The 20,315-nt window shown below is 58.5% G+C and carries 15 protein-coding genes and 1 tRNA gene; 12 read left to right on the top strand and 4 right to left on the bottom strand.

Annotation, left to right across the window (positions count from 1 at the left end; genetic code table 11):
- Positions 1 to 119: 119 nt before the first annotated feature.
- From pal to glmM, 5 genes are all read left to right on the top strand, one after another.
- Positions 120 to 656, top strand: a complete 537-nt coding sequence (gene pal / locus QE435_RS11100) for a peptidoglycan-associated lipoprotein Pal (RefSeq protein WP_306934109.1) — start codon at positions 120 to 122, stop codon at positions 654 to 656.
- Between the two features lie 157 nt (positions 657 to 813).
- On the top strand, positions 814 to 1,818 hold the full coding sequence (gene ybgF / locus QE435_RS11095) for a tol-pal system protein YbgF (protein WP_349041403.1): 1,005 nt from the start codon (positions 814 to 816) through the stop codon (positions 1,816 to 1,818).
- A gap of 20 nt (positions 1,819 to 1,838) precedes the next feature.
- The gene (tilS, locus tag QE435_RS11090; RefSeq protein WP_349041402.1) at positions 1,839 to 3,155 is read left to right on the top strand and encodes a tRNA lysidine(34) synthetase TilS; all 1,317 of its coding nucleotides are present in this window, start codon (positions 1,839 to 1,841) and stop codon (positions 3,153 to 3,155) included.
- 141 nt (positions 3,156 to 3,296) lie between these two features.
- Positions 3,297 to 5,243: an ATP-dependent zinc metalloprotease FtsH gene (ftsH, locus tag QE435_RS11085; protein ID WP_306934102.1), complete on the top strand. Its 1,947-nt coding sequence runs from the start codon at positions 3,297 to 3,299 to the stop codon at positions 5,241 to 5,243.
- Between the two features lie 271 nt (positions 5,244 to 5,514).
- On the top strand, positions 5,515 to 6,867 hold the full coding sequence (glmM, locus tag QE435_RS11080; RefSeq protein ID WP_306934100.1) for a phosphoglucosamine mutase: 1,353 nt from the start codon (positions 5,515 to 5,517) through the stop codon (positions 6,865 to 6,867).
- 125 nt (positions 6,868 to 6,992) lie between these two features.
- On the opposite strand, the gene QE435_RS11075 is transcribed toward glmM, so the two are convergent.
- Positions 6,993 to 8,945 carry an EAL domain-containing protein gene (locus tag QE435_RS11075; RefSeq protein WP_349041401.1) on the bottom strand — a complete coding sequence of 651 codons (1,953 nt, stop codon included), beginning with the start codon at positions 8,943 to 8,945 and terminating at the stop codon, positions 6,993 to 6,995.
- A gap of 502 nt (positions 8,946 to 9,447) precedes the next feature.
- Here QE435_RS11075 and QE435_RS11070 point away from each other — a divergent pair.
- The 7 genes from QE435_RS11070 (at position 9,448) to QE435_RS11040 (ending at position 17,732) form a co-directional block, all read left to right on the top strand.
- Positions 9,448 to 10,242: an outer membrane protein gene (locus QE435_RS11070; protein ID WP_349041400.1), complete on the top strand. Its 795-nt coding sequence runs from the start codon at positions 9,448 to 9,450 to the stop codon at positions 10,240 to 10,242.
- 208 nt (positions 10,243 to 10,450) lie between these two features.
- Entirely contained in the window at positions 10,451 to 11,629 is a 1,179-nt protein-coding gene (locus QE435_RS11065) for a phosphoserine transaminase (RefSeq protein ID WP_349041399.1), read from the top strand.
- A gap of 80 nt (positions 11,630 to 11,709) precedes the next feature.
- Complete coding sequence (serA, locus tag QE435_RS11060) at positions 11,710 to 13,305, top strand: phosphoglycerate dehydrogenase (protein WP_306934097.1); 1,596 nt, start codon at positions 11,710 to 11,712, stop codon at positions 13,303 to 13,305.
- A 203-nt stretch (positions 13,306 to 13,508) separates the two neighbouring features.
- Positions 13,509 to 14,582 carry a Tim44 domain-containing protein gene (locus tag QE435_RS11055; RefSeq protein ID WP_349041398.1) on the top strand — a complete coding sequence of 358 codons (1,074 nt, stop codon included), beginning with the start codon at positions 13,509 to 13,511 and terminating at the stop codon, positions 14,580 to 14,582.
- Positions 14,583 to 14,948: 366 nt separating this feature from the next.
- On the top strand, positions 14,949 to 16,136 hold the full coding sequence (opgC, locus tag QE435_RS11050) for an OpgC domain-containing protein (protein ID WP_306934094.1): 1,188 nt from the start codon (positions 14,949 to 14,951) through the stop codon (positions 16,134 to 16,136).
- A gap of 188 nt (positions 16,137 to 16,324) precedes the next feature.
- Positions 16,325 to 17,521, top strand: coding sequence for a tRNA 2-thiouridine(34) synthase MnmA (mnmA, locus tag QE435_RS11045; RefSeq protein WP_349041397.1), 1,197 nt, complete (start codon positions 16,325 to 16,327; stop codon positions 17,519 to 17,521).
- Positions 17,522 to 17,655: 134 nt separating this feature from the next.
- Positions 17,656 to 17,732: transfer RNA gene (locus QE435_RS11040), tRNA-Met, on the top strand.
- A 125-nt stretch (positions 17,733 to 17,857) separates the two neighbouring features.
- On the opposite strand, the gene QE435_RS11035 is transcribed toward QE435_RS11040, so the two are convergent.
- The 3 genes from QE435_RS11035 to QE435_RS11025 form a co-directional block, all read right to left on the bottom strand.
- Entirely contained in the window at positions 17,858 to 18,766 is a 909-nt protein-coding gene (locus QE435_RS11035; protein WP_349041396.1) for an FRG domain-containing protein, read from the bottom strand.
- Positions 18,767 to 18,837: 71 nt separating this feature from the next.
- The gene (locus QE435_RS11030; protein WP_349041395.1) at positions 18,838 to 19,257 is read right to left on the bottom strand and encodes a hypothetical protein; all 420 of its coding nucleotides are present in this window, start codon (positions 19,255 to 19,257) and stop codon (positions 18,838 to 18,840) included.
- 58 nt (positions 19,258 to 19,315) lie between these two features.
- Entirely contained in the window at positions 19,316 to 20,224 is a 909-nt protein-coding gene (locus tag QE435_RS11025) for a DNA cytosine methyltransferase (protein ID WP_349041394.1), read from the bottom strand.
- Between the last annotated feature and the right edge of the window lie 91 nt (positions 20,225 to 20,315).

The following is a 20,315-nucleotide window of genomic DNA, read 5'->3' as shown; positions in this document are numbered from 1 at the left end:
CTGTGAGGGAGCAAAAAAGTGGGACATTTCCTTTTTGTTAACCATAAGCGTTCGGGGGCCGTTAACCTCAATCGGTTAGCGTCTGGCAACGTTATCGAAATCCTAAGGAGAGACCGGCGATGAGCCGTACACAAACTTCGGCGCTTAGCCCAATGCAGAGAATCGCCCGCAATCCGGCTGTCATCGCTCTGACGCTCGCTCTGGCACTTGCCGGTTGCGCGAACAAGAAGAACATGCCGAACAGCGCTGGCGAGCTTGGCCTCGGCGGTGGTGCCGGTTCCGCGACGCCTGGTTCGCAGCAGGACTTCACCGTCAATGTCGGCGACCGCATCTTCTTCGATACCGACTCCACCTCGATCCGCGCCGACGCACAGCAGACGCTCCAGCGCCAGGCTCAGTGGCTTGCTCGTTACCCGAACTACGCCATCACCATCGAAGGCCATGCCGACGAACGCGGCACGCGCGAATACAACCTGGCGCTCGGTGCACGCCGTGCAGCCGCCACCAAGGAATTCCTGGCCTCCCAGGGCGTTCCGGCAAACCGCATGAAGACGATCTCCTACGGCAAGGAACGTCCGGTCGCCGTTTGCGACGACATTTCCTGCTGGTCGCAGAACCGCCGGGCGGTTACCGTTCTCGGTGGCGCTGGCATGTAATTGCCTCGCGCAATCGTGATGAAATTTGCAAAGGCGGCCCTCGGGTCGCCTTTCGTTTTTTTCATAGTTTGGCCGAAGTTAAGTTGCTTTTTCATCGCAGATGGAAAAAATCTGGAGTTGCGCCGCTGGGGCGCAAATCAATGAGACAGGAAGCACTATGAAGAAACTTGTCGTGGCGGGAATGCTGGGGCTTGGCTTGAGCGGCACTGCAGTGTCGCAGCCGTTGTTTGGCTGGGGTGGGAACGCTAGCACGACCAATTCGCGGGCTCCGGTGGTCAATGTCCAGGCCAACGAGACTTACCGCGTACAGCAGCTTGAAGAGCAGATCCGTCAGTTGAACGGTCGTATCGAAGAGATGAGCTTCCAGCTTCTCCAGATGCAGGAAACCATTCGCAAGGCGCAGGAAGACAATGAGTACCGCTTCCAGGAACTGGAAGGCGGCGGCAAGTCCTCCGCACCGGCAGCAGCACCGAAGAAAAAGGCCGAGGCGGATCTTCCGCCTGCAGGCTCTTCCGCCGGTCCGTCTGACGATGTCGCAACCATTATCGAAGAGCCGTCTTCCAACGGCGCTTCGGCGTCCGGCGGTGTGGCGCCCACCGGTCCGCGGTCCAATGCTGCGCCCGGCGAAACGACGCTTGGCTCGATCGAGCTCGATTCGCGTGGCATGCCGATTGGCGGCACGTTGAATTCGAACGCCAATAATTCTGCGGGCGCACTTCCAGGTGTGAGCACGGGTGGCAAGTCCACCAGCACTGATCCGGTCAATACCGCCGCACTCACCAGCGAAAACGACATCTATCAGGCGGCCTACAGCCATGTGCTGGCGGGCGATTACAAGCAGGCGGAGCAGGGCTTCGAACAATATATCCAGGGCTATCCCAATGGCTCGAAAGCGGCGGATGCCAGCTTCTGGCTTGGCGAAGCGCAGTACTCGCAGGGTAAGTTCACCGCTGCCGCGAAGACCTTTCTCGATGGCCACAAGAATTACGGCAAGTCTCCCAAGGCGCCTGAAATGCTTCTGAAGCTCGGCATGTCGCTTGCCGCACTCGACAACAAGGACACGGCCTGCGCCACGCTGCGCGAAGTGCCGAAGCGCTACCCCAGCGCCTCCAAGACCGTTCTCGGCAAAGTCACCAGCGAACAGAAGCGCATCGGCTGCTGAGCCTGCTCGCAGCCCCCGCTATGGCGATCCCTTCTTCTCCGCTAGCGCCAATCGAGGCAGCGCGGAATTTTCTCGAACAAATTCAAAAACCTGCCCTTCTTCTGGTCGCTGTATCAGGCGGAAGCGACTCCACCGGCCTGCTTCTGGCGCTTCACGAGGTTTTGCTTGCCTCCAGTCGAGACGATGTCCAGCTTCACGCCGTGACCATCGACCACGCTTTGCGGCTAGAAGCGGCGGATGAGGCAGAAGCCGTCAAGTCGCTGTGTCGCACACTCTCCCTTCCTCATTACATTCGTCGCTGGACCGACGAGAAACCGGAAACCGGCATCTCCGCCGCAGCACGCTTGGCGCGGTATCGGCTGATCGGAGAGGTCGCCGCCAAGATCGGCGCGACCGCCATCGTGGTCGGGCACACGCTTGACGACCAGCGCGAGACGATTGCCATGCGCAGTCACCGAAGCGCGCAAGCGGACAGACCCGGACTTTCCGGCATGGCAGATGCGGTTCTCTACAATGCCCGCCACTGGGTGTTGCGTCCGTTCCTGGGCGTGAGGCGCGAGGATGTCCGCCGCTATCTCCTGGCCAGAGGGCAGGGCTGGGTCGACGACCCCAGCAATGAAGACGACAAATATGAGCGTGTGCGGGTGCGCAAGCGCTCCACGGACGCCGATGTTCCGTCCAGCGAGCCGCTGCTCGACAGGGTAGAGCTCGCATCCAGAGCCGCCGCTCTTGTGTCTGCTGCTGCGCAGGCTTATCCGGGGGGCTTGATCAAGCTCAACGCTGATTGCCTTATCGATGATCCTAGCGTCATCCGCTATGCCCTCGCAGCCCTCGCTGGTGTCGCGGGCGGCAGGGCCTATCCGCTTGCGGCGGAGAGTATGGATCGGGTGATGGCCTTCGTTGCCGGTGGAGAGCCAGGCAGGCTGACAGCGGGGCGTGTCATCTTCGACAGGCGCAAGGAATGGCTCTACCTGATGCGTGAAAACCGGGACGTGCCGACGATCACCGTTGTTCCCGGTGAAACCGGCCTGTGGGATGAGCGGTTCGAGATCGTCAACAGTTCCAAGGTCGCGGTAAGCGTTTCCGGCGGGGCGGCTGCATATGAAGAAGATGCCGCGCACACCACAGTTCCGACCGGCGTGCTCAAACGGGCGAAGCTTTCACAGCCGCTTGTTAGACCAGAGGGTACAGGGCAGGGCAGTGCTGATATTGGATTGGTAACGATCCGTCCCTTGCTTGCGCCTTATGACCTGTTTCTGCCCCGCTTCGATCTTGAACTGGCAAATGCCATTGCGCTCAGCCTTGAGCGCGGCGTCTATCCGCAGCTTCCGGTATAATAGTGCGGTAAAATTCGCAGAGTTTTTACCGCAAAACACATCTCCTTTCTCCCTTCGCCTTGGCAACCGCACCTGTCCTCCTTATGTTAGGGGCAACATAATGGCGGGCGGTCCTCCGTCCGTTGGAGTTCGGGGAGTTCAATGAACCCAAATTTTAGAAATTTCGCCCTGTGGGCGGTGATTGCTCTTCTGCTGATTGCGCTTTTCAGCATGTTCCAGACATCGCCGTCTCAATCCGGCTCGCGCGAAATTCCATATTCGCAATTTATTCGTGATGTCGATGCAGGCCGTGTCCGTGAAGTGACGGTAACGGGCAACCGCGTTCTTGGCACCTATACCGAGAATGGAACGACCTTCCAGACCTATTCGCCGGTCATTGACGACTCGCTGATGGACCGTCTTCAGCAGAAGAACGTCACCATCGTTGCGCGTCCTGAAAGCGATGGGTCTTCCGGTTTCCTGAGCTATCTCGGCACGCTCTTGCCGATGTTCCTGATCCTTGGCGTCTGGCTGTTCTTCATGCGGCAAATGCAGGGTGGATCGCGCGGCGCGATGGGCTTTGGCAAATCCAAGGCGAAGCTTCTGACGGAAGCACATGGCCGCGTCACTTTTGACGATGTGGCCGGTGTCGACGAAGCCAAGCAGGATCTGGAAGAAATCGTCGAATTCCTGCGCGACCCGCAGAAGTTCCAGCGTCTGGGCGGCAAGATCCCGCGCGGCGTGCTGCTTGTCGGTCCTCCCGGTACGGGTAAGACGCTTCTGGCGCGTTCGGTTGCCGGTGAAGCCAATGTGCCGTTCTTCACCATTTCCGGTTCGGACTTCGTCGAAATGTTCGTCGGTGTGGGTGCGTCCCGTGTCCGCGACATGTTCGAACAGGCGAAGAAGAACGCACCCTGCATCATCTTCATCGACGAAATCGACGCCGTCGGTCGCCACCGTGGTGCCGGTCTTGGCGGCGGTAACGATGAGCGCGAACAGACGCTCAACCAGCTTCTGGTTGAAATGGACGGCTTTGAGGCCAATGAAGGCATCATCCTGATTGCCGCGACCAACCGTCCGGATGTTCTCGACCCGGCACTCTTGCGTCCAGGCCGTTTCGACCGTCAGGTCGTGGTGCCGAACCCGGATATCGTCGGCCGCGAACGCATCCTCAAGGTTCATGCGCGCAATGTGCCGCTGGCACCGAATGTAGATCTCAAGGTGCTGGCCCGTGGTACGCCCGGTTTCTCCGGCGCGGATCTGATGAACCTCGTCAACGAAGCAGCCCTTATGGCCGCGCGTCGCAACAAGCGCGTCGTCACCATGCAGGAATTCGAAGACGCCAAGGACAAGATCATGATGGGTGCGGAACGCCGCACGACCGCCATGACCGAGGCCGAAAAGAAGCTGACCGCTTACCACGAGGCAGGCCACGCCATTACGGCGCTGAACGTGCCGGTGGCCGATCCGCTGCACAAGGCGACGATCATTCCCCGCGGTCGCGCACTCGGCATGGTCATGCAGCTGCCGGAAGGCGACCGCTACTCGATGAGCTACAAGTGGATGGTGTCGCGCCTCGTCATCATGATGGGTGGCCGCGTGGCCGAAGAACTGACCTTCGGCAAGGAAAACATCACCTCCGGTGCGTCTTCCGATATCGAGCAGGCAACCAAGCTTGCGCGTGCCATGGTGACGCAGTGGGGCTTCTCCGACGAACTCGGTCAGGTTGCCTATGGCGAGAACCAGCAGGAGGTTTTCCTGGGTCACTCCGTCTCGCAGTCGAAGAATGTTTCCGAGGCAACAGCGCGGACGATCGATAGCGAAGTTCGTCGTTTGATCGACGAGGCGTATAGCGAAGCCCGCCGCATCCTCACCGAAAAGCACGACGAGTTCGTCGCTCTTGCCGAAGGCCTGCTCGAATATGAGACGCTGTCTGGCGAAGAGATCAAGGCGCTCCTGAAGGGTGAAAAGCCTGCCCGCGATATGGGCGACGATTCGCCAAACAGCCGCGGCTCTGCCGTGCCAAAGGCGGGCGCCAAGAAGGACGGCCCGAACGAGGCGAAAGGCGACGGCGAAGCGGAAGGTGGCATGGAGCCCCAGCCGCACTGAGGTTGCTACACAAGTTTACGACAGGAAGGCCGCTCCGACAGGGCGGCCTTTTTGCTGGGTGCTTGCACCGCTCCCATGCGGTGGGCTAGCCTTTCCCGTTGCTGGCGCTTCCCCTGAAAAACCCAATGCTTTCCTGGGGAGAAACCCGACCACTCACGACATATATTCCGTTTTTGCGGTAATTTACGTGCCGCCAGACTCGCTTTGTGGCATCTAGCGACAAAGGGCGCTTGGACTCGACCAGTGGTCGTCCTCAATATTTGGAGTTCACATGACACGTCGCTATTTCGGAACTGATGGCATTCGCGGGCAGTCCAACGTTTTCCCCATGACGCCGGATCTGGCGATGCGGGTGGGGATTGCTGTCGGCACGATCTTCCGTCGTGGCCATCACCGTCATCGCGTCGTGATCGGCAAGGATACCCGCCTGTCCGGCTATATGCTGGAAAACGCCCTGGTCGCTGGTTTTACCGCTGCCGGTCTCGATGTCTTCCTGCTTGGCCCGATCCCCACACCTGCGGTTGCCATGCTGACGCGTTCGCTTCGTGCCGATATCGGCGTGATGATTTCCGCTTCGCACAATCCGTTCGCCGATAACGGCATCAAGCTTTTCGGCCCGGATGGCTACAAGCTTTCCGACGAGCTGGAGCTGGAGATCGAAGACCTGCTCGACAAGGACATCTACGCCCAGCTTGCCAAGCCGCACGAGATCGGTCGCGCCAAGCGCGTCGATGGCGACATTTATCGTTACATCGAATTCGTCAAGCGCACCCTGCCGCGCGATGTGACGCTGAACGGGCTCAGAATTGCCATCGATTGCGCCAACGGCGCAGCCTATAAGGTTGCTCCCACCGCGCTTTGGGAACTGGGTGCCGAGCTTGTGACCATTGGCAACGAGCCGAACGGCACCAACATCAATTTTGAATGCGGCTCGACCCATCCGGAAGCCTTGCAGAAAAAGGTTCATGAAGTGCGCGCCGATATCGGCATTGCGCTCGATGGCGACGCCGACCGCGTGATCATCGTCGATGAACGCGGCCAGATCGTCGATGGCGACCAATTGATGGCAACCATTGCCCATAGCTGGGCCGAGGACAACCTCCTGCGAGGCGGCGGCATCGTCGCAACCGTCATGTCCAATCTGGGCCTGGAACGGTTCCTTGGCGACAAGGGTCTGACGCTGGCGCGCACCAAGGTGGGCGACCGTTACGTGGTGGAGCATATGCGCAACCACGACTTCAATGTCGGCGGCGAGCAGTCCGGCCATATCGTGCTGTCCGATTACGGCACCACGGGCGATGGTCTTGTGGCAGCGCTTCAGGTTCTGGCGCGCGTCAAGCGGTCGGGCAAGACGGTGAGCGAGGTTTGCCGCAAGTTCGAGCCTGTGCCGCAACTGTTGAAGAATGTCCGCATTTCCGGCGGCAAACCGCTGGAAAACCCGGTGGTCAAGCAGGCGATCGCCGATGCTGAAAGCGCGCTCGCCGACAAGGGTCGTCTCGTTATTCGCCCATCGGGCACCGAACCGCTGATCCGCGTCATGGCCGAAGGGGATGACAGCGCGCAGGTCGAGCGGATCGTGAATGATCTGGTCGGCGTGATCGGCAGTGTGAAGTCGGCGGCTTGACATATCCGCAGAGGGCGCTCGCATCCGACGGGACGCCCTTTCACCTTTGCTTCAACGTCGGATAGCGGATCATGGGCTGAGGCGTCAGTTGGGTCGCACGCGAGTGATGTCTGCACTGACACCCGTCACGCCCGCTTCTGAAGGCTCCCCTCCAAGTCCCCGTTTAGAAATGCGTGCACCTTCTCCGTCTGGATCGGTCGGGAGAAGACGTAGCCCTGCACCAGCGTGCCGCCGAGCGTCTTGATGACGTCGAGTTCGGCCTGGGTTTCGACGCCTTCGACAATCGTGTGCAGGCCCATCTCGCGGCTGAGGGTCAGGAGCGAGCGGACGATGTTGTAGCTTGCGGCACTGTCCTGAATGTTTCTCACGAAGCTGCGGTCGATCTTGAGCTTGGTCAGCGGGAGTGAGTGCAGAGAGGTCAGGCTCGAATAGCCGGTGCCGAAATCGTCGAGCGAAATGCCGCAGCCGATCTTTCGGAGCATCTCGACGGAATTGCGTGCCTTTCGGGTGTCGTGAATGATCGCTGTTTCGGTGATCTCCAGGTCGAGCCGCTGAGGGTCGAAGCCGCTGGTGGCGATGATGGCGATGATGCCAAGCGTGGCTTCCGTGCTGTTGACATCCTGGGCTGAGAGATTGAAGGACAGGCGCACATCCTTCGGCCAGGTCTTTGCCGCAGCGAGTGCCTGTTTCAATAGCGGTTTCGTCAGCATGCTGATGATGCCGGCGCGCTCGGCAATCGGGATGAATTGTGCAGGCCCGACCGTTCCGAGAACTCTGCTCTCCCAGCGTGCGAGCGCCTCGAAGCCGACCGTCTTGCCGGATGTGACGTCGAGGATCGGCTGATAGACCACCGACAATTCTTTGGCGAGATCGGCCTGTCGCAGCGTCTGCTCGACGCGCGCATCGCGGTGGATTTCGACGATATGCTTGGTGGTGAAGAGCGTGCTGTTCCCGCGATGCTCCCGCTTGCTCTGGTAAAGTGCATAGTCGGCGCGGTCGAAGAGTTCTTCGGGCGTCGAGGCGACATCGGGATAGATGGCGATGCCGATCGAAGCGGAAATCATGATCTTGGCATCCGGCGTTTCGAAGGGGATGCGGAGTTTAGCGCCCATCATGTTGGCAGCGGCAAGCACAGTATTCTCGTTGACTTGACCGGAGATGATGAAGGCGAACTCATCGCCACCCAGGCGGGACAGGAAGATGCCTTGTGCGCTACATACGTCCTGCAGCCTCTTGCCGACTTCTTTCAAGAGCCGGTCGCCGGCGGAGTGACCGTAAAGGTCGTTGACGGGCTTGAAGCCGTCGAGATCGATCGCGCCCACCGCCAGCCGGTGCTTTTCGGCCTTGGCGAGCGTGAAGCATGCGTCGAGATGATGGAAGAATGCGCGTCTATTGGGGAGTTCAGTGAGGCTATCGATGTTGGCGAGCTTGAGGTTCTCATTGCTCAGCGCTTCGGTCTTCTGCTGGGCCAGCACCATTTGCTCGAAATTGTCGTAGTTGATCTTGAGCACGACCAGCATGCCGAAGCAGACGAGCAGAATGTTGATGGCCGTGGCAACCAGCGTCATGTGCCCGGTGGACGCGAAGAAGACGACGAACGTGCCGTTGACGATTGCCGTCACCATCAGGGCGGCAGAGCGCACATGCATCATGCAAAAGATGCAGGAGATGACGGTGATCGCCATATAGAAGGCCACGTGTGACTTCTGGAAGTCATCGCCATAGGGGTAGAGCAGGCAGGACCAAGTGGTAAAGCCTGCGGCAATTCCTGCCCCGAGGATGTTTATCCACCGCATGGTGGACGCGACGGCCGCAATGGACGGGGTTTCACCCCGAGACCGAAGCCAGAAGAGGATGCGCGCACCGCACAGGACCGTGAAGACAGATGGAACGCCAAGCGACAGCAACCTCGGTGCGGCGTCCAAATAGGTCAGGGCCAGCGCCCAGGTGCTCGACAGCAGGATGAAGTACATCATCGGCATCTGCCGGCTGAAGGCCGCATATTGCGCTTGCAACAATACCGGATTGTCCTGTGGCGTGGGCGCGAAGTCGAAGATGCTTTTCAGATTTGTTTTCACCGAGGGCCACTCTGGACAGGTTGTTGTACCGTCTTCTTCAACGGGTTAGTCGCGATTTCAGCTGTTGCCGAACGCAGCGAGTGGCGGCGTCATGGTCAATGCGGGACGATGACGGGCGATGTCGAAACGTTCTGCGCGTGAACATGCCTGAGAGGTCAAAGTTTCGGGGTGTTGCACGCGCTTTTCATTTTATACTGGATACCGGTTAATACTGTTGTCCATCGACAGGACGAATTCGAAAGAAACACATCGATTCGGCACAGTTGTGCTGATCTGTTCTCGTGCAGCTACGGGATGTACTTAAGCCCGCTATGGGTGCATTTGCGCAGCTTTAGCTGCTGACATTGCTGCCGTTAACGCGGCGTTGACTGTATTTATTAGTAAAACAGCCTTTACTGGCGGTAATATTAATCGTCACTTAACCAATTTCATTCAGGTTTCATAAGTGAAGAATTCACTGGTGTACGCGCCACTTGCGTGTGCCGCTTATGGAGCCACCTATATGAAGAAGAGCCTGATCGGTATTGTTGCCGCTCTGATGGCAGGTCAACACGCACTTGCTGCGGATGTCTATCAACCAGCCCCACCCGCCTACATTGAGACTGCACCAGAAATTCAGGTGAAGGAAGCGAGCGGCTGGTATCTGCGTGGCGATGTTGGCTATTCCTTCAACAAGTTCCGCGGCGGCAGCTTCAACCGGGCGGTGTCGGCATCTGCGATGGAAGATGTGAGCTTTACCAGCACGTCCCAGAAGGACAGCGTCCTCTTTGGCGCAGGTGTGGGCTACCAGATCAACAACTATCTGCGCACCGACCTGACCTTCGATTATCTGTCGAAGTCCAAATTCCGGGGCTCTGCTCCAAGCCTCGAATCGCACACCTCGCTCACGGCCTATGGCCTGATGGCGAACGCCTATGTCGATCTCGGCACCTATGGCCGTGTCACGCCTTATGTCGGCGCGGGTATCGGTGGCGCCTATGTGAAGTGGGACACGTTCAGGACCGATTCCGGTTGCTGCGAGTTCGACGGCAAGAGCAACTGGCGCTTCGCCTACGCTCTGATGGCTGGCGCCTCGGTTGACGTCACCTGCGATTTCAAGGCCGATATCGGCTATCGCTTCCGTCAGATCGGGCAAGGCGAAATGTTCGGTCTCAACGGCGCTGCCGGTCCTGGCCGCGACAAGGGCCTGACCTCGCATGAAGTCCGTCTCGGTGGCCGCTATGTCTTCAACGGCTGCGACACCGCACAATATATGCCGCCTGCCGATATTCCGGTTCAGCCCGCCGTTTACAAGTAAACGTCATAGACCGATCGTAGACTTCGACCGCCCGTATCCTGTCGATACGGGCGGTTTTCTTTTGTGCGGTTATCGGCGTCTGACGCATATCGGACAAAATTGTTGAAGCTTGCGACATATTCCGCTTGACGGAAGTGGCGGAGAGGAATAGCAACGGCGTCAGGACACTCCACCCTAACGTGGAGCGCCTATCTGGAAGGATAGTCAAATGACAGATACAGTGAAGCCGGACGTTCGTCCGGGCAATACGCATTTTTCTTCAGGTCCCTGCTCGAAGCGCCCCGGTTGGTCGCTTGATGCTCTCGCCGATGCACCGCTTGGTCGTTCGCATCGCGCCAAGGTTGGCAAAGCCAAGCTGAAGCAGGCCATCGATCTCACCCGCGAAGTTCTCAACGTTCCTGCCGATTATCGTATCGGTATCGTTCCCGCATCCGACACCGGCGCCGTTGAAATGGCCCTGTGGTCGCTGCTCGGCGAACGCGGCGTGGACATGCTCGCCTGGGAAAGCTTCGGTGCCGGCTGGGTCACCGATGTCGTCAAGCAGCTGAAGCTCAAGGATGTTCGCAAGTTCGAGGCCGATTACGGTCTCCTGCCGAACCTGTCCGAAGTGGATTTCGACCGTGACGTGGTCTTCACCTGGAACGGCACCACATCGGGTGTTCGTGTTCCCAATGCCGATTTCATTCCTGCCGATCGCAAGGGTCTCACCATCTGCGACGCGACCTCTGCCGCATTCGCGCAGGATCTCGATTTCGCCAAGCTCGATGTCGTGACTTTCTCCTGGCAGAAGGTTCTGGGCGGCGAGGGTGGCCATGGCGTCATCATCCTGTCGCCACGCGCCGTCGAGCGCCTGACGACCTATGTTCCGGCCTGGCCGCTGCCGAAAATCTTCCGCATGACCTCTGGCGGCAAGCTGATCGAAGGCATCTTCACCGGCGAGACGATCAATACGCCTTCGATGCTCTGCGTCGAAGACTATATCGATGCGCTTCTCTGGGCGAAGAACCTGGGCGGCCTGAAGGCGCTGATCGCGCGTGCTGACGCCAATGCCAAGGTCATCTTCGACTTCGTGGCCGAAAACAACTGGATCGCCAATCTGGCGGTTGTCGATGAGACGCGCTCCAACACCTCCGTTTGCCTCAAGATCGTCTGCAAGGATGTTGCAGCCCTTGATGCGGCTGCACAGGCCGATTTCGCCAAGGGCATGGTTGCTCTTCTCGAAAAGGAAAATGTGGCGCTCGATATCGGTGCCTACCGCGACGCGCCATCGGGCCTTCGTATCTGGGCTGGTGCGACCATCGAAACGGCCGACATGAAGGCTGTGATGCCATGGTTGAAGTGGGCCTTCGAAACGCAGAAGGCAACGCTTGCCAAGGCTGCGGCCTGATCCATTCCGGCCCTGCGGATTGCAGGGCCGCACACACTTTTCGCTTTCCCGCATAAACCGTTTTTCAAGGAGCCCACACCATGGCACCTCGCGTACTCGTATCTGACGAACTGTCGGAAACCGCCGTTCAAATCTTCCGCGACCGTGGCGTCGAGGTGGATTTCCAGCCGAAGCTCGGCAAGGACAAGGACAAGCTTGCTGAAATCATCGGCAATTACGATGGTCTTGCCATCCGCTCCGCGACAAAGGCGACGGAAAAGCTGATCGAAGCCGCGACCAATCTCAAGGTCATCGGCCGCGCCGGTATCGGCGTCGACAATGTCGATATTCCGGCTGCATCGCGCCGCGGTATCATCGTCATGAACACGCCGTTCGGCAACTCGATCACGACTGCCGAACACGCCATTGCATTGATGTTTGCCGTGGCTCGCCAGCTTCCGGCAGCCGATGCCTCCACGCAAGGCGGCAAGTGGGAAAAGTCGAAATTCATGGGTGTCGAGATCACCGGCAAGACGCTCGGCGTTATCGGCGCCGGCAATATCGGCTCCATCGTCTGCTCGCGCGCACTTGGCCTCAAGATGAATGTGCTGGCATACGATCCCTTCCTGTCGCCGGAACGCGCCCAGGAAATGGGTGTGACCAAGGTCGAGCTCGACGAGCTGCTGGCCCAGGCCGACTTCATCACGCTTCACGTTCCGATGACGGACAAGACCCGCGGCATTCTGGGCGCGGAAAACCTTGCCAAGACGAAGCCCGGCGTTCGCATCATCAACTGCGCGCGCGGCGGTCTCGTGGATGAGGCTGCCCTTGCCGACGCCATCAAGTCCGGCCATGTCGCCGGTGCCGGTTTCGACGTCTTCGAAGTCGAGCCCGCGACCGAGAGCCCGCTTTTCGGCCTGCCGAACGTCGTCTGCACGCCGCATCTTGGCGCATCCACCACGGAAGCCCAGGAAAACGTTGCTCTTCAGGTTGCCGAGCAAATGTCGGATTACCTCGTCAAGGGTGCGGTTTCCAACGCCATCAACATGCCTTCGATCACGGCTGATGAAGCGCCGCGTCTAAAGCCCTTCATCAAGCTGGCCGACGTTCTCGGCTCCTTCGTTGGTCAGGTGCAGGAAAGCGCCACCAAGGAAATCGAAATCCTGTATGATGGCGCAACCGCCAGCATGAACACCAAGGCACTGACGAGCGCACTTCTGGCCGGTTTGATCCGTCCGCAGGTGGCAGACGTCAACATGGTTTCTGCGCCGATCATGATCAAGGAAAAGGGTATCATCCTGTCCGAAGTCAAGCGCGACAAGACCGGTGTCTATGACGGCTTCATCAAGCTGACAGTCAAGTCCGAAAACCAGGTTCGCTCGGTGGCCGGTACGGTGTTCTCGGATGGCAAGGCGCGTTTCATCCAGATTAAGAACATCAACATGGATGCCGATGTCGGTCAGCACATGATCTACATCACCAATACCGACGTTCCCGGCATGATCGGCTTCATGGGGACAACGCTCGGTGAAGCAGGCGTCAACATCGCGAACTTCCAGTTGGGTCGCGAAGTCAATGGCGGCGATGCCATCGCGCTTCTCTATGTCGATGGTCCTGTGTCCGAAGACGTCTTGAACAAGCTGCGCGCCAACCCGGCGATCCGCCAGGTCAAGCCGCTGACCTTCAATATCGACTGATCGGCACAACGCCTTTCTCATCCTCAAGCCCGGTGCGGATAGCCTTCCGCACCGGGCTTTTTCTTTTCCATGGACCGTGATCTACCAAAGGTTGCGCATCACGAAATATTTATGGTTCATACCCTCAAAATGAAGACCGATAGTTGCTATATCCCTGTCGTTCTTTGTCGCTCAATGGGAGGGCGACCCAACAGGAGATAACGATGTTTGCTGCCATTCGGCGCTTTAAAGGTTTGTTCGCAGTTGCCGCTCTGGGGATTGCGGTTTCGTTCGTGGCTGTCGATATGGCAGAAGCGCGCCGCGCCAGCGGCGGTTTCGGCAGCCGTGGCACGCGTACCTTTTCGGCACCGCCCGCAACCAACACGGCGCCCGGTCAGTCCGCGCCGATCAACCGCAGCATGACGCCGAACACCAACCAGGGTGCGCAACCAGGCGCAGCGCAGCCGGCACGTCCGACCGCGCAGGCGCCGCAGCAGAGCCGCGGCATGTTCGGTGGCATGATGGGCGGTCTCATGGGCGGCCTGTTGATGGGTGGCCTGTTCGGCATGCTGATGGGCGGCGGTTTTGGTGGCATGGCAGGCTTCTTCGGCATGTTGCTGCAGATGCTACTGATCGGCGGTCTCGTCATGCTCGCCATGCGTTTCTTCGCCTCGCGTCGTCAGGGCCAGCCGGCCTATGGCGGTGCCTCCGGCCAGAACAATGCGCGCAGCGACTATTCTGCCAATAACGGTCAAGGCCAGGGTGGCTTCAAGATTCCCCAGATGGGATCGCGCGCCGGTGCCTTCGGTGGCGCTGCCGCGGCAACGGCCGCTGCCGCTCCCGTTGCCACCAGAGCTGCACCGCATGAAAACGCCATGTCCGAAGGTGACGAAATCGGGGTAACGCATGGCGACCTGGAAACCTTCCAGCACATGCTGCAACAGGTTCAGTCCGCTTATGCTGCGGAAGATTACGGCACTTTGCGAAAGCTGACGACGCCGGAAGCCATGTCTTATCTTGCCGAAGAACTCAGCGACCATGCGACGAGCGGCGTGAAGAACGACGTTCGCGATGTGACTCTGCTGCAGGGTGACGTTGCCGAAGCATGGCACGAAGAAGGCCAGGAGTTCGCCACCGTTGCCATGCGCTACTCGGCCATCGACATCATGCGCGACCGTGCCACGGGCAAGGTCATTGAAGGCAATGAGCATGAGCCGGAAGAATCAGTTGAGATGTGGACCTTCGTTCGCAAGGACGGCTCGGAGTGGCAGGTGGCCGCAATCCAGGCTGCCGCATAAATCTTAAGTTTTTTCGACATGATGAAGGCGCCGGGGTTCGATCCCGGCGCCTTCTTCTTTTTCGGCGCTTCGCACTGGTGGGCAAGCGGTTCAGGCCCCTGGACCGAACGCCGCAATGGGGTGCTCCGCACCGCTGTCCATTTATTGCCTTTTTTCGTTCATCTCACATTCAGTCACTGCCTTTTAACCCAGAAAGGCACACGTCAATGTGAACTGTTCGCGTTTTAGCAAATGCGTTCATAGGCGGAACTCCCGCCTTTTATTCGCGTTGACAATCCGAACTTCGGGCCGACCTTCGGACTAAACCCGAGCAGAGGAACAGGCGACCTGCCATAAGCGCGGTCCGCGAAATGGAGAGCAGACACGATGAAACGCTTCGACCTGATCGACGGGATGCGCGGCTATTTCCTCGTCTTTATGCTGATCAACCATCTGGTGTTTGCAGGCGGTTTCTGGCTGGTGGAAATCAATCACCGTCAGTTCGCCTTCGTTGAGGACGCACAGGGCTTCGTCTTCCTGTCCGGTCTCCTTATCGGCATGGTCTATGCCCGCAAGATGGTGAAATACGGCTACGAGGCCGGGCGCGACATGATCTGGAGCCGCGCGCTCGAATTGTACAAATATGCAATGGGCTTGGTGATTGCGGTACTCTTTGCCCGCATGGTCATCCCACACGCGCCCTACATCTGGTACAACTGGCTGGGCATGACGTCCTTTGACGATCCGCTGCGTCTGGCAGCGATTGCCACCTTCCTGTTCCAGCCCACTTTCATGGACATTCTGCCGCAATACATCGTCTACATGATCTTCGCGCCCTTCCTGGTAAAGCTCTGCCTTGATGGCAAGTGGGCCTATGTCATGGCCGGTTCGCTGCTGGTGTGGATGGCCGGTCAGCTTGGCTTGCAGCAGCTTTTTACCGCGCCGATGAACGAGATCGTCAAGGGCGTGGACGAGCAGGGCATCCGCGTCAGCTTCAACCTGTTTGGCTGGCAGCTGGTGTTCTACACGGCCCTGGTGCTGGGTGCCATGACGGCGCAGAACCGTATTCCGTGGACGAAGATCTTCTCGCCAGAACGTAGCTGGATTGCCAAGGCGGCGCTCATCGTCTGCCTGTTCTTCGTGCCGCTGCGTATTGCGACCGCCTGGAACCTGATGCCGGAATTCATGCTGGGCAAATTCTCGACCATGGAAATTCGCGCCGACTTCGGCCCGGTTTACCTGATCAACTTCCTGGCCGTTGGTGTTGGTCTCACATGGTTGATCATTGCCGGTCCGAAGCATCATAATCCGATCGTGCAGAAGATCGCCGCTGGCGTGATCTGGGTGCTGTCCCTGAAGTTCCTGCAGCTTCTTGGCCGCCACTCGCTTCAGGTCTATGTCTGGCACGTCGCCATCGTCTACGGCATCTACTATCTGGATGGCCGCACGGCTGAGTTGACGCAGATCCAGAAGACGGCGATCGCCGCAATCGGTATTGCGATGCTGGCGATCCCCGCGCTCTGGCGCGAACGTGACAAGTGGATCGGCAGCGGCCAGAAGACCGCTGGCGCTTGATCCGACGGCTCATCGACAAAAGCTCCACGGGGTGGCACATGCCGCCCCGTACTTGCGTTTACGGCCTTTTTTTTCTATATGCAGCGCTTGAAAATCCAAGCTTACGCGCTTCTTGAGGCTGATCCACTTGGATTTGACGACAGGCGGCGGGGCCTTTACCCCCGTTATGACTGACGATTGGAAAAACCTTGAATACGCTCGACTTTGACAAGAAGCCGGAAGATACCCGGATTGTCGTTGCCATGTCCGGTGGCGTCGATTCCTCCGTGGTGGCTGGCATTCTCAAGCGTGAGGGCTATGATGTCCTCGGCATCACCCTGCAGCTTTATGACCATGGCGCCGCCGTACATCGCGCCGGATCCTGTTGCGCAGGCCAGGATATCGACGATGCACGCCGCGTCTGCGAAACGCTCGGCATTCCCCATTATGTGCTGGACTACGAAGCGCGCTTTCGCGAGACGGTGATCAATCCCTTTGCCGAAGCCTACGCCATGGGCGAAACGCCGGTGCCCTGCGTTGCCTGCAACCAGACCGTCAAGTTTGCCGATCTGCTCGCGACCGCCCAGGAATTGGGGGCCGATGCGCTGGCAACCGGCCACTATATCCGCTCACGCCGCAACCCGGTGGCGGGTAACCCCAACCGCCGTGCGCTTTATCGCCCGATCGATAGCGACCGTGACCAGAGCTGGTTCCTGTTTGCAACGACACAGGAGCAGATCGACTATCTGCGCTTTCCCCTTGGCGGTCTTTCCAAGGCGGAGACGCGTGCGCTGGCGGAAGAGATGGGACTGGTGGTCGCCAAGAAGGCGGACAGCCAGGACATCTGTTTCGTGCCGCAGGGCAAGTATACCGACATCATCAACAAGCTGAAGCCAAATGCGGCGCTTGTGGGCGATATCGTCCATCTGGATGGCCGCGTGCTTGGTCGCCACGATGGCATCGTACATTACACGATCGGCCAGCGTCGCGGCATCGGTGTCGCAACCGGCGAGCCGCTCTATGTGGTGCATCTCGACGCCCGTGGCCGCCGTGTGATTGTTGGCCCGCGTGAGGCGCTTGAAACGCACCGCGTCTATCTTCGTGACATGAACTGGCTTGGCGATGGCGCGCTTGAAGATGACGCGGCCGGTGGCTTTGCCTGCTTCGCCAAGGTCCGCTCCACCCGCCCGCCGGCAGAAGCCGTTCTCCACAGTGACGAGAACGGCATCTATGTCGATCTCGCCATCGGTGAGGCGGGCATTGCGCCCGGCCAGGCTTGCGTTCTCTACTCCGCACCGGGGGCGGATGCACGCGTCTATGGCGGCGGTTTCATCGAGCGCTCGGAACGTTCGGCAGAAGCCGAAGCATCACTCAAAGCGCTGCTCGCCAACCCGGTCGCAGCCTGAAATCGGCTTCCCGGCCAAGTCTGTCGAAAGACTGACTTTTTGCGCATCTTGCGCTTGACACTTTAGGGAGCGGCACCTTATAAGCCGCTCATCCTGATGAAACGGGCCGCACATCGCAGCTTTGTTTCCCTCGTGGCGGGGTAGCTCAGGTGGTTAGAGCAGCGGAATCATAATCCGCGTGTCGGGGGTTCAAGTCCCTCTCCCGCTACCATTTTCCCAATCTTTTTTGATCCTTAGGCGCTGTGGACCGCTTTCGGTGTACCCTGTAGCGCGTTTTCGGAATTTTGACACGAGATTTCGGAATCAGCGCGATTCCGAATAGGCGTCAAAATTCTCTCAGCGAGGATTTAAATCGGGTCGCTTCAGCGCGGGCGCTCCACTCCATAGAGAGCTGGTCGCCCATTCCTTTTTCAGCGTCTTTGCAACAGAATCCCAAGAAGGCATCAGGTGTGCTTCGCTTCGCTTTTCTTTGATCAGCAAAGATTGAAGTTTTCGGCGTTCTGAGCCTGGGAGAGTGATTTTTGTAAGACCTTTCGCAATGTGCTCGTTACTCTCAAATGACGGCCATGCTCCGTTTACAAAAACATCGTTCAGGTGCGGACCCTGAGCATGGGCCAGAAAGATACCACTCTGAGCTCTCATATTGGAGTTTCCGATGTTCGGTGGCGTCGTGAGCGTAACTGAAAGACCGTCTCCTCGAGGAACTTCGCTAAGCTTTAAAGCCCAAACGCAAAGATCCTTTTCAAAATGCACGTCCTCTCCAATAGCAAAGAAAGCCGCGGTTAAGGGATCGTCAGACCAATCCAAAAGCTGTGTTGGAACACCGTGGTGCTGAGCCAGTGCGAGTAGAGAAATATCGATGTAGGGAACATAGTCCCAAGGAGAGGTAATCAGGCTCCTTTGTATCTCCCATGGAATTTCAAGTCCCACGTTGCGGCCTAACTGCGCGAATTGAATAGCAGCCTCTGATAGCGCAAACCGCCAAAAGATAGCCTGGTCCTCATTCCTCAATGACCAAAGCTCTGTAACTTGCTTGGAGCTCCACGCGACGGCTCTCATAAGCGCACTTACATGAGGGTTATCGTCCAGGGGCCGCCATCCTTTTGGAATTAGCTTCCAAGCCGCATCTGCATGCCCTCTAAAGACGTGAGATGGTCTGTCGACGAAGTGATCCCACCACTGGTTTGCTGATGGTCGAAGATATTCCAAGAATTGTTCGGCGGTGGTGAGGGAGATCGTTGTCAATTTTTATTTCCGGTTCGAACAGACACGGTATCACCGCCTTTTCTCAACCATCGCATCCTCACGGGAGCGCTTCAAGCCGCCGGGCCGTGAAACTTGACACCCTGGCCCGGTAACACTGGTGTTGGTGGCTCATAGCTGATCGTCCAGTTTGCCGCCAACGCCTTTATGAGCCCAGCGGCGACTTCATCGATTGCATCCGAGCGAACATCCGAGTTTTTATCCGTCACCTGCTTGGCGGTGGCGTCTGGAACAGCAAGCAGGTGCTGCGCTAGAAAGTCCGCCAACTCTTCACGCTCTACACGCCGCCCGTTTTCATAGAAGCGGAACATGGCGCTAACGTTCTTCGATACGCGCTCTCCAATCTCTAACGAACCGATGGACTGCCGCCGCCGACGAACGCCAGTGCCTGCGAATGCTCGCAGAAAGGGCATGGGGCTCACCATTATGGCGATGCGGATTTGCATACTCAGTTCGTCAAGGTTCCCGCTCATCACGCCTCCAAATAGAAGCGGGCCGTTAAGCCCGCCTCAAACGCTTCTCAAGACCCAATTAAAGACCGCTCAAATGGGCATTTTTGAGAGTTCGCCACGCATACGCTGCAGCCAGACTGACCACCCCGTTACCGGCCGCGTCGGATCGGTCCATCCGATCGGCCACCCCATGATCCAATCCGAAAAACTCGGGTTGAAGGTCAGGACATTGATCGAGGATCTCGGCCCAGCGTTCAAAGTGAGATGGAGGGGGCGCGAAAAGGGGAAGCTGAAGCGCTTTGTCGGCCGAGCTCCGCAAGCTTTCATCAGCAGCCATATGTGTGTCCAAAGCCGGGCTGCCTTCCCCAAAGCTAATTGACTGCCAGTCTGGCTCGGATCGTCCCGCATCAGGAAGCAGTCGTTGACCAGTTCCATCTCGATCTTGTTGCAGTAGAGGGACTTTGTCGGCGTGGGCCATAATGAAGAGCCTGCGCCGTATGTGGCTCGCACCGCATTCGAGCGCCGCGAACAAGCCCGCTTTGACTGTAAAGCCCAATCCTTGAAGGTCCCGGAAGACTGTGTCGGCTCCCAGGGACATGTGTCCTTCGACGTTTTCGAAGAAGCACCATTCTGGATCGATCTCTTTGATGATGCGGCGGACATGGGGCCACAGGTGCCGGGGGTCGTCCTCGCCCTTTCGTTTGCCTGCAAGGCTGAACGGCTGGCACGGATATCCGGCAGTGAGGACATGAACCTTGTTGCGCCAAGCTCGGCCGTCGAAGGTGGTAACGTCATCCCAGAGAGGTGCCTTATCCAAGGTCTCGTCTTCCATCCGAGCCACGAGAGTGGCCGCAGGGAATGCTTCCCGTTCGACGTAACAAACAGTTCTATAGGTGGGTTCTGCGATGTGCAGTCCGAGTTCGAGGCCTCCAACTCCTGCACAGAGTGAGAGGCCGGTGAGATCATTTCCGGGGGTATATAGAGCCACACGAGGTCATCCTTGGTTGCCGCTCCTGGCGGTCGGTTAAGGGCTCTGCTGGCCTCAAGTGATTGAAGGTGCCGCAGCGGCGGCACTTGAT

Origin of the sequence: Agrobacterium sp. SORGH_AS 787 (assembly GCF_030819035.1) — a bacterium.
In the GTDB taxonomy this organism is placed as follows: Bacteria; Pseudomonadota; Alphaproteobacteria; order Rhizobiales; family Rhizobiaceae; genus Agrobacterium; species Agrobacterium larrymoorei_B.
The sequence above is the reverse complement of the archived record's forward strand: the minus strand, read 5'-3'. Positions and strand labels throughout refer to the sequence as shown.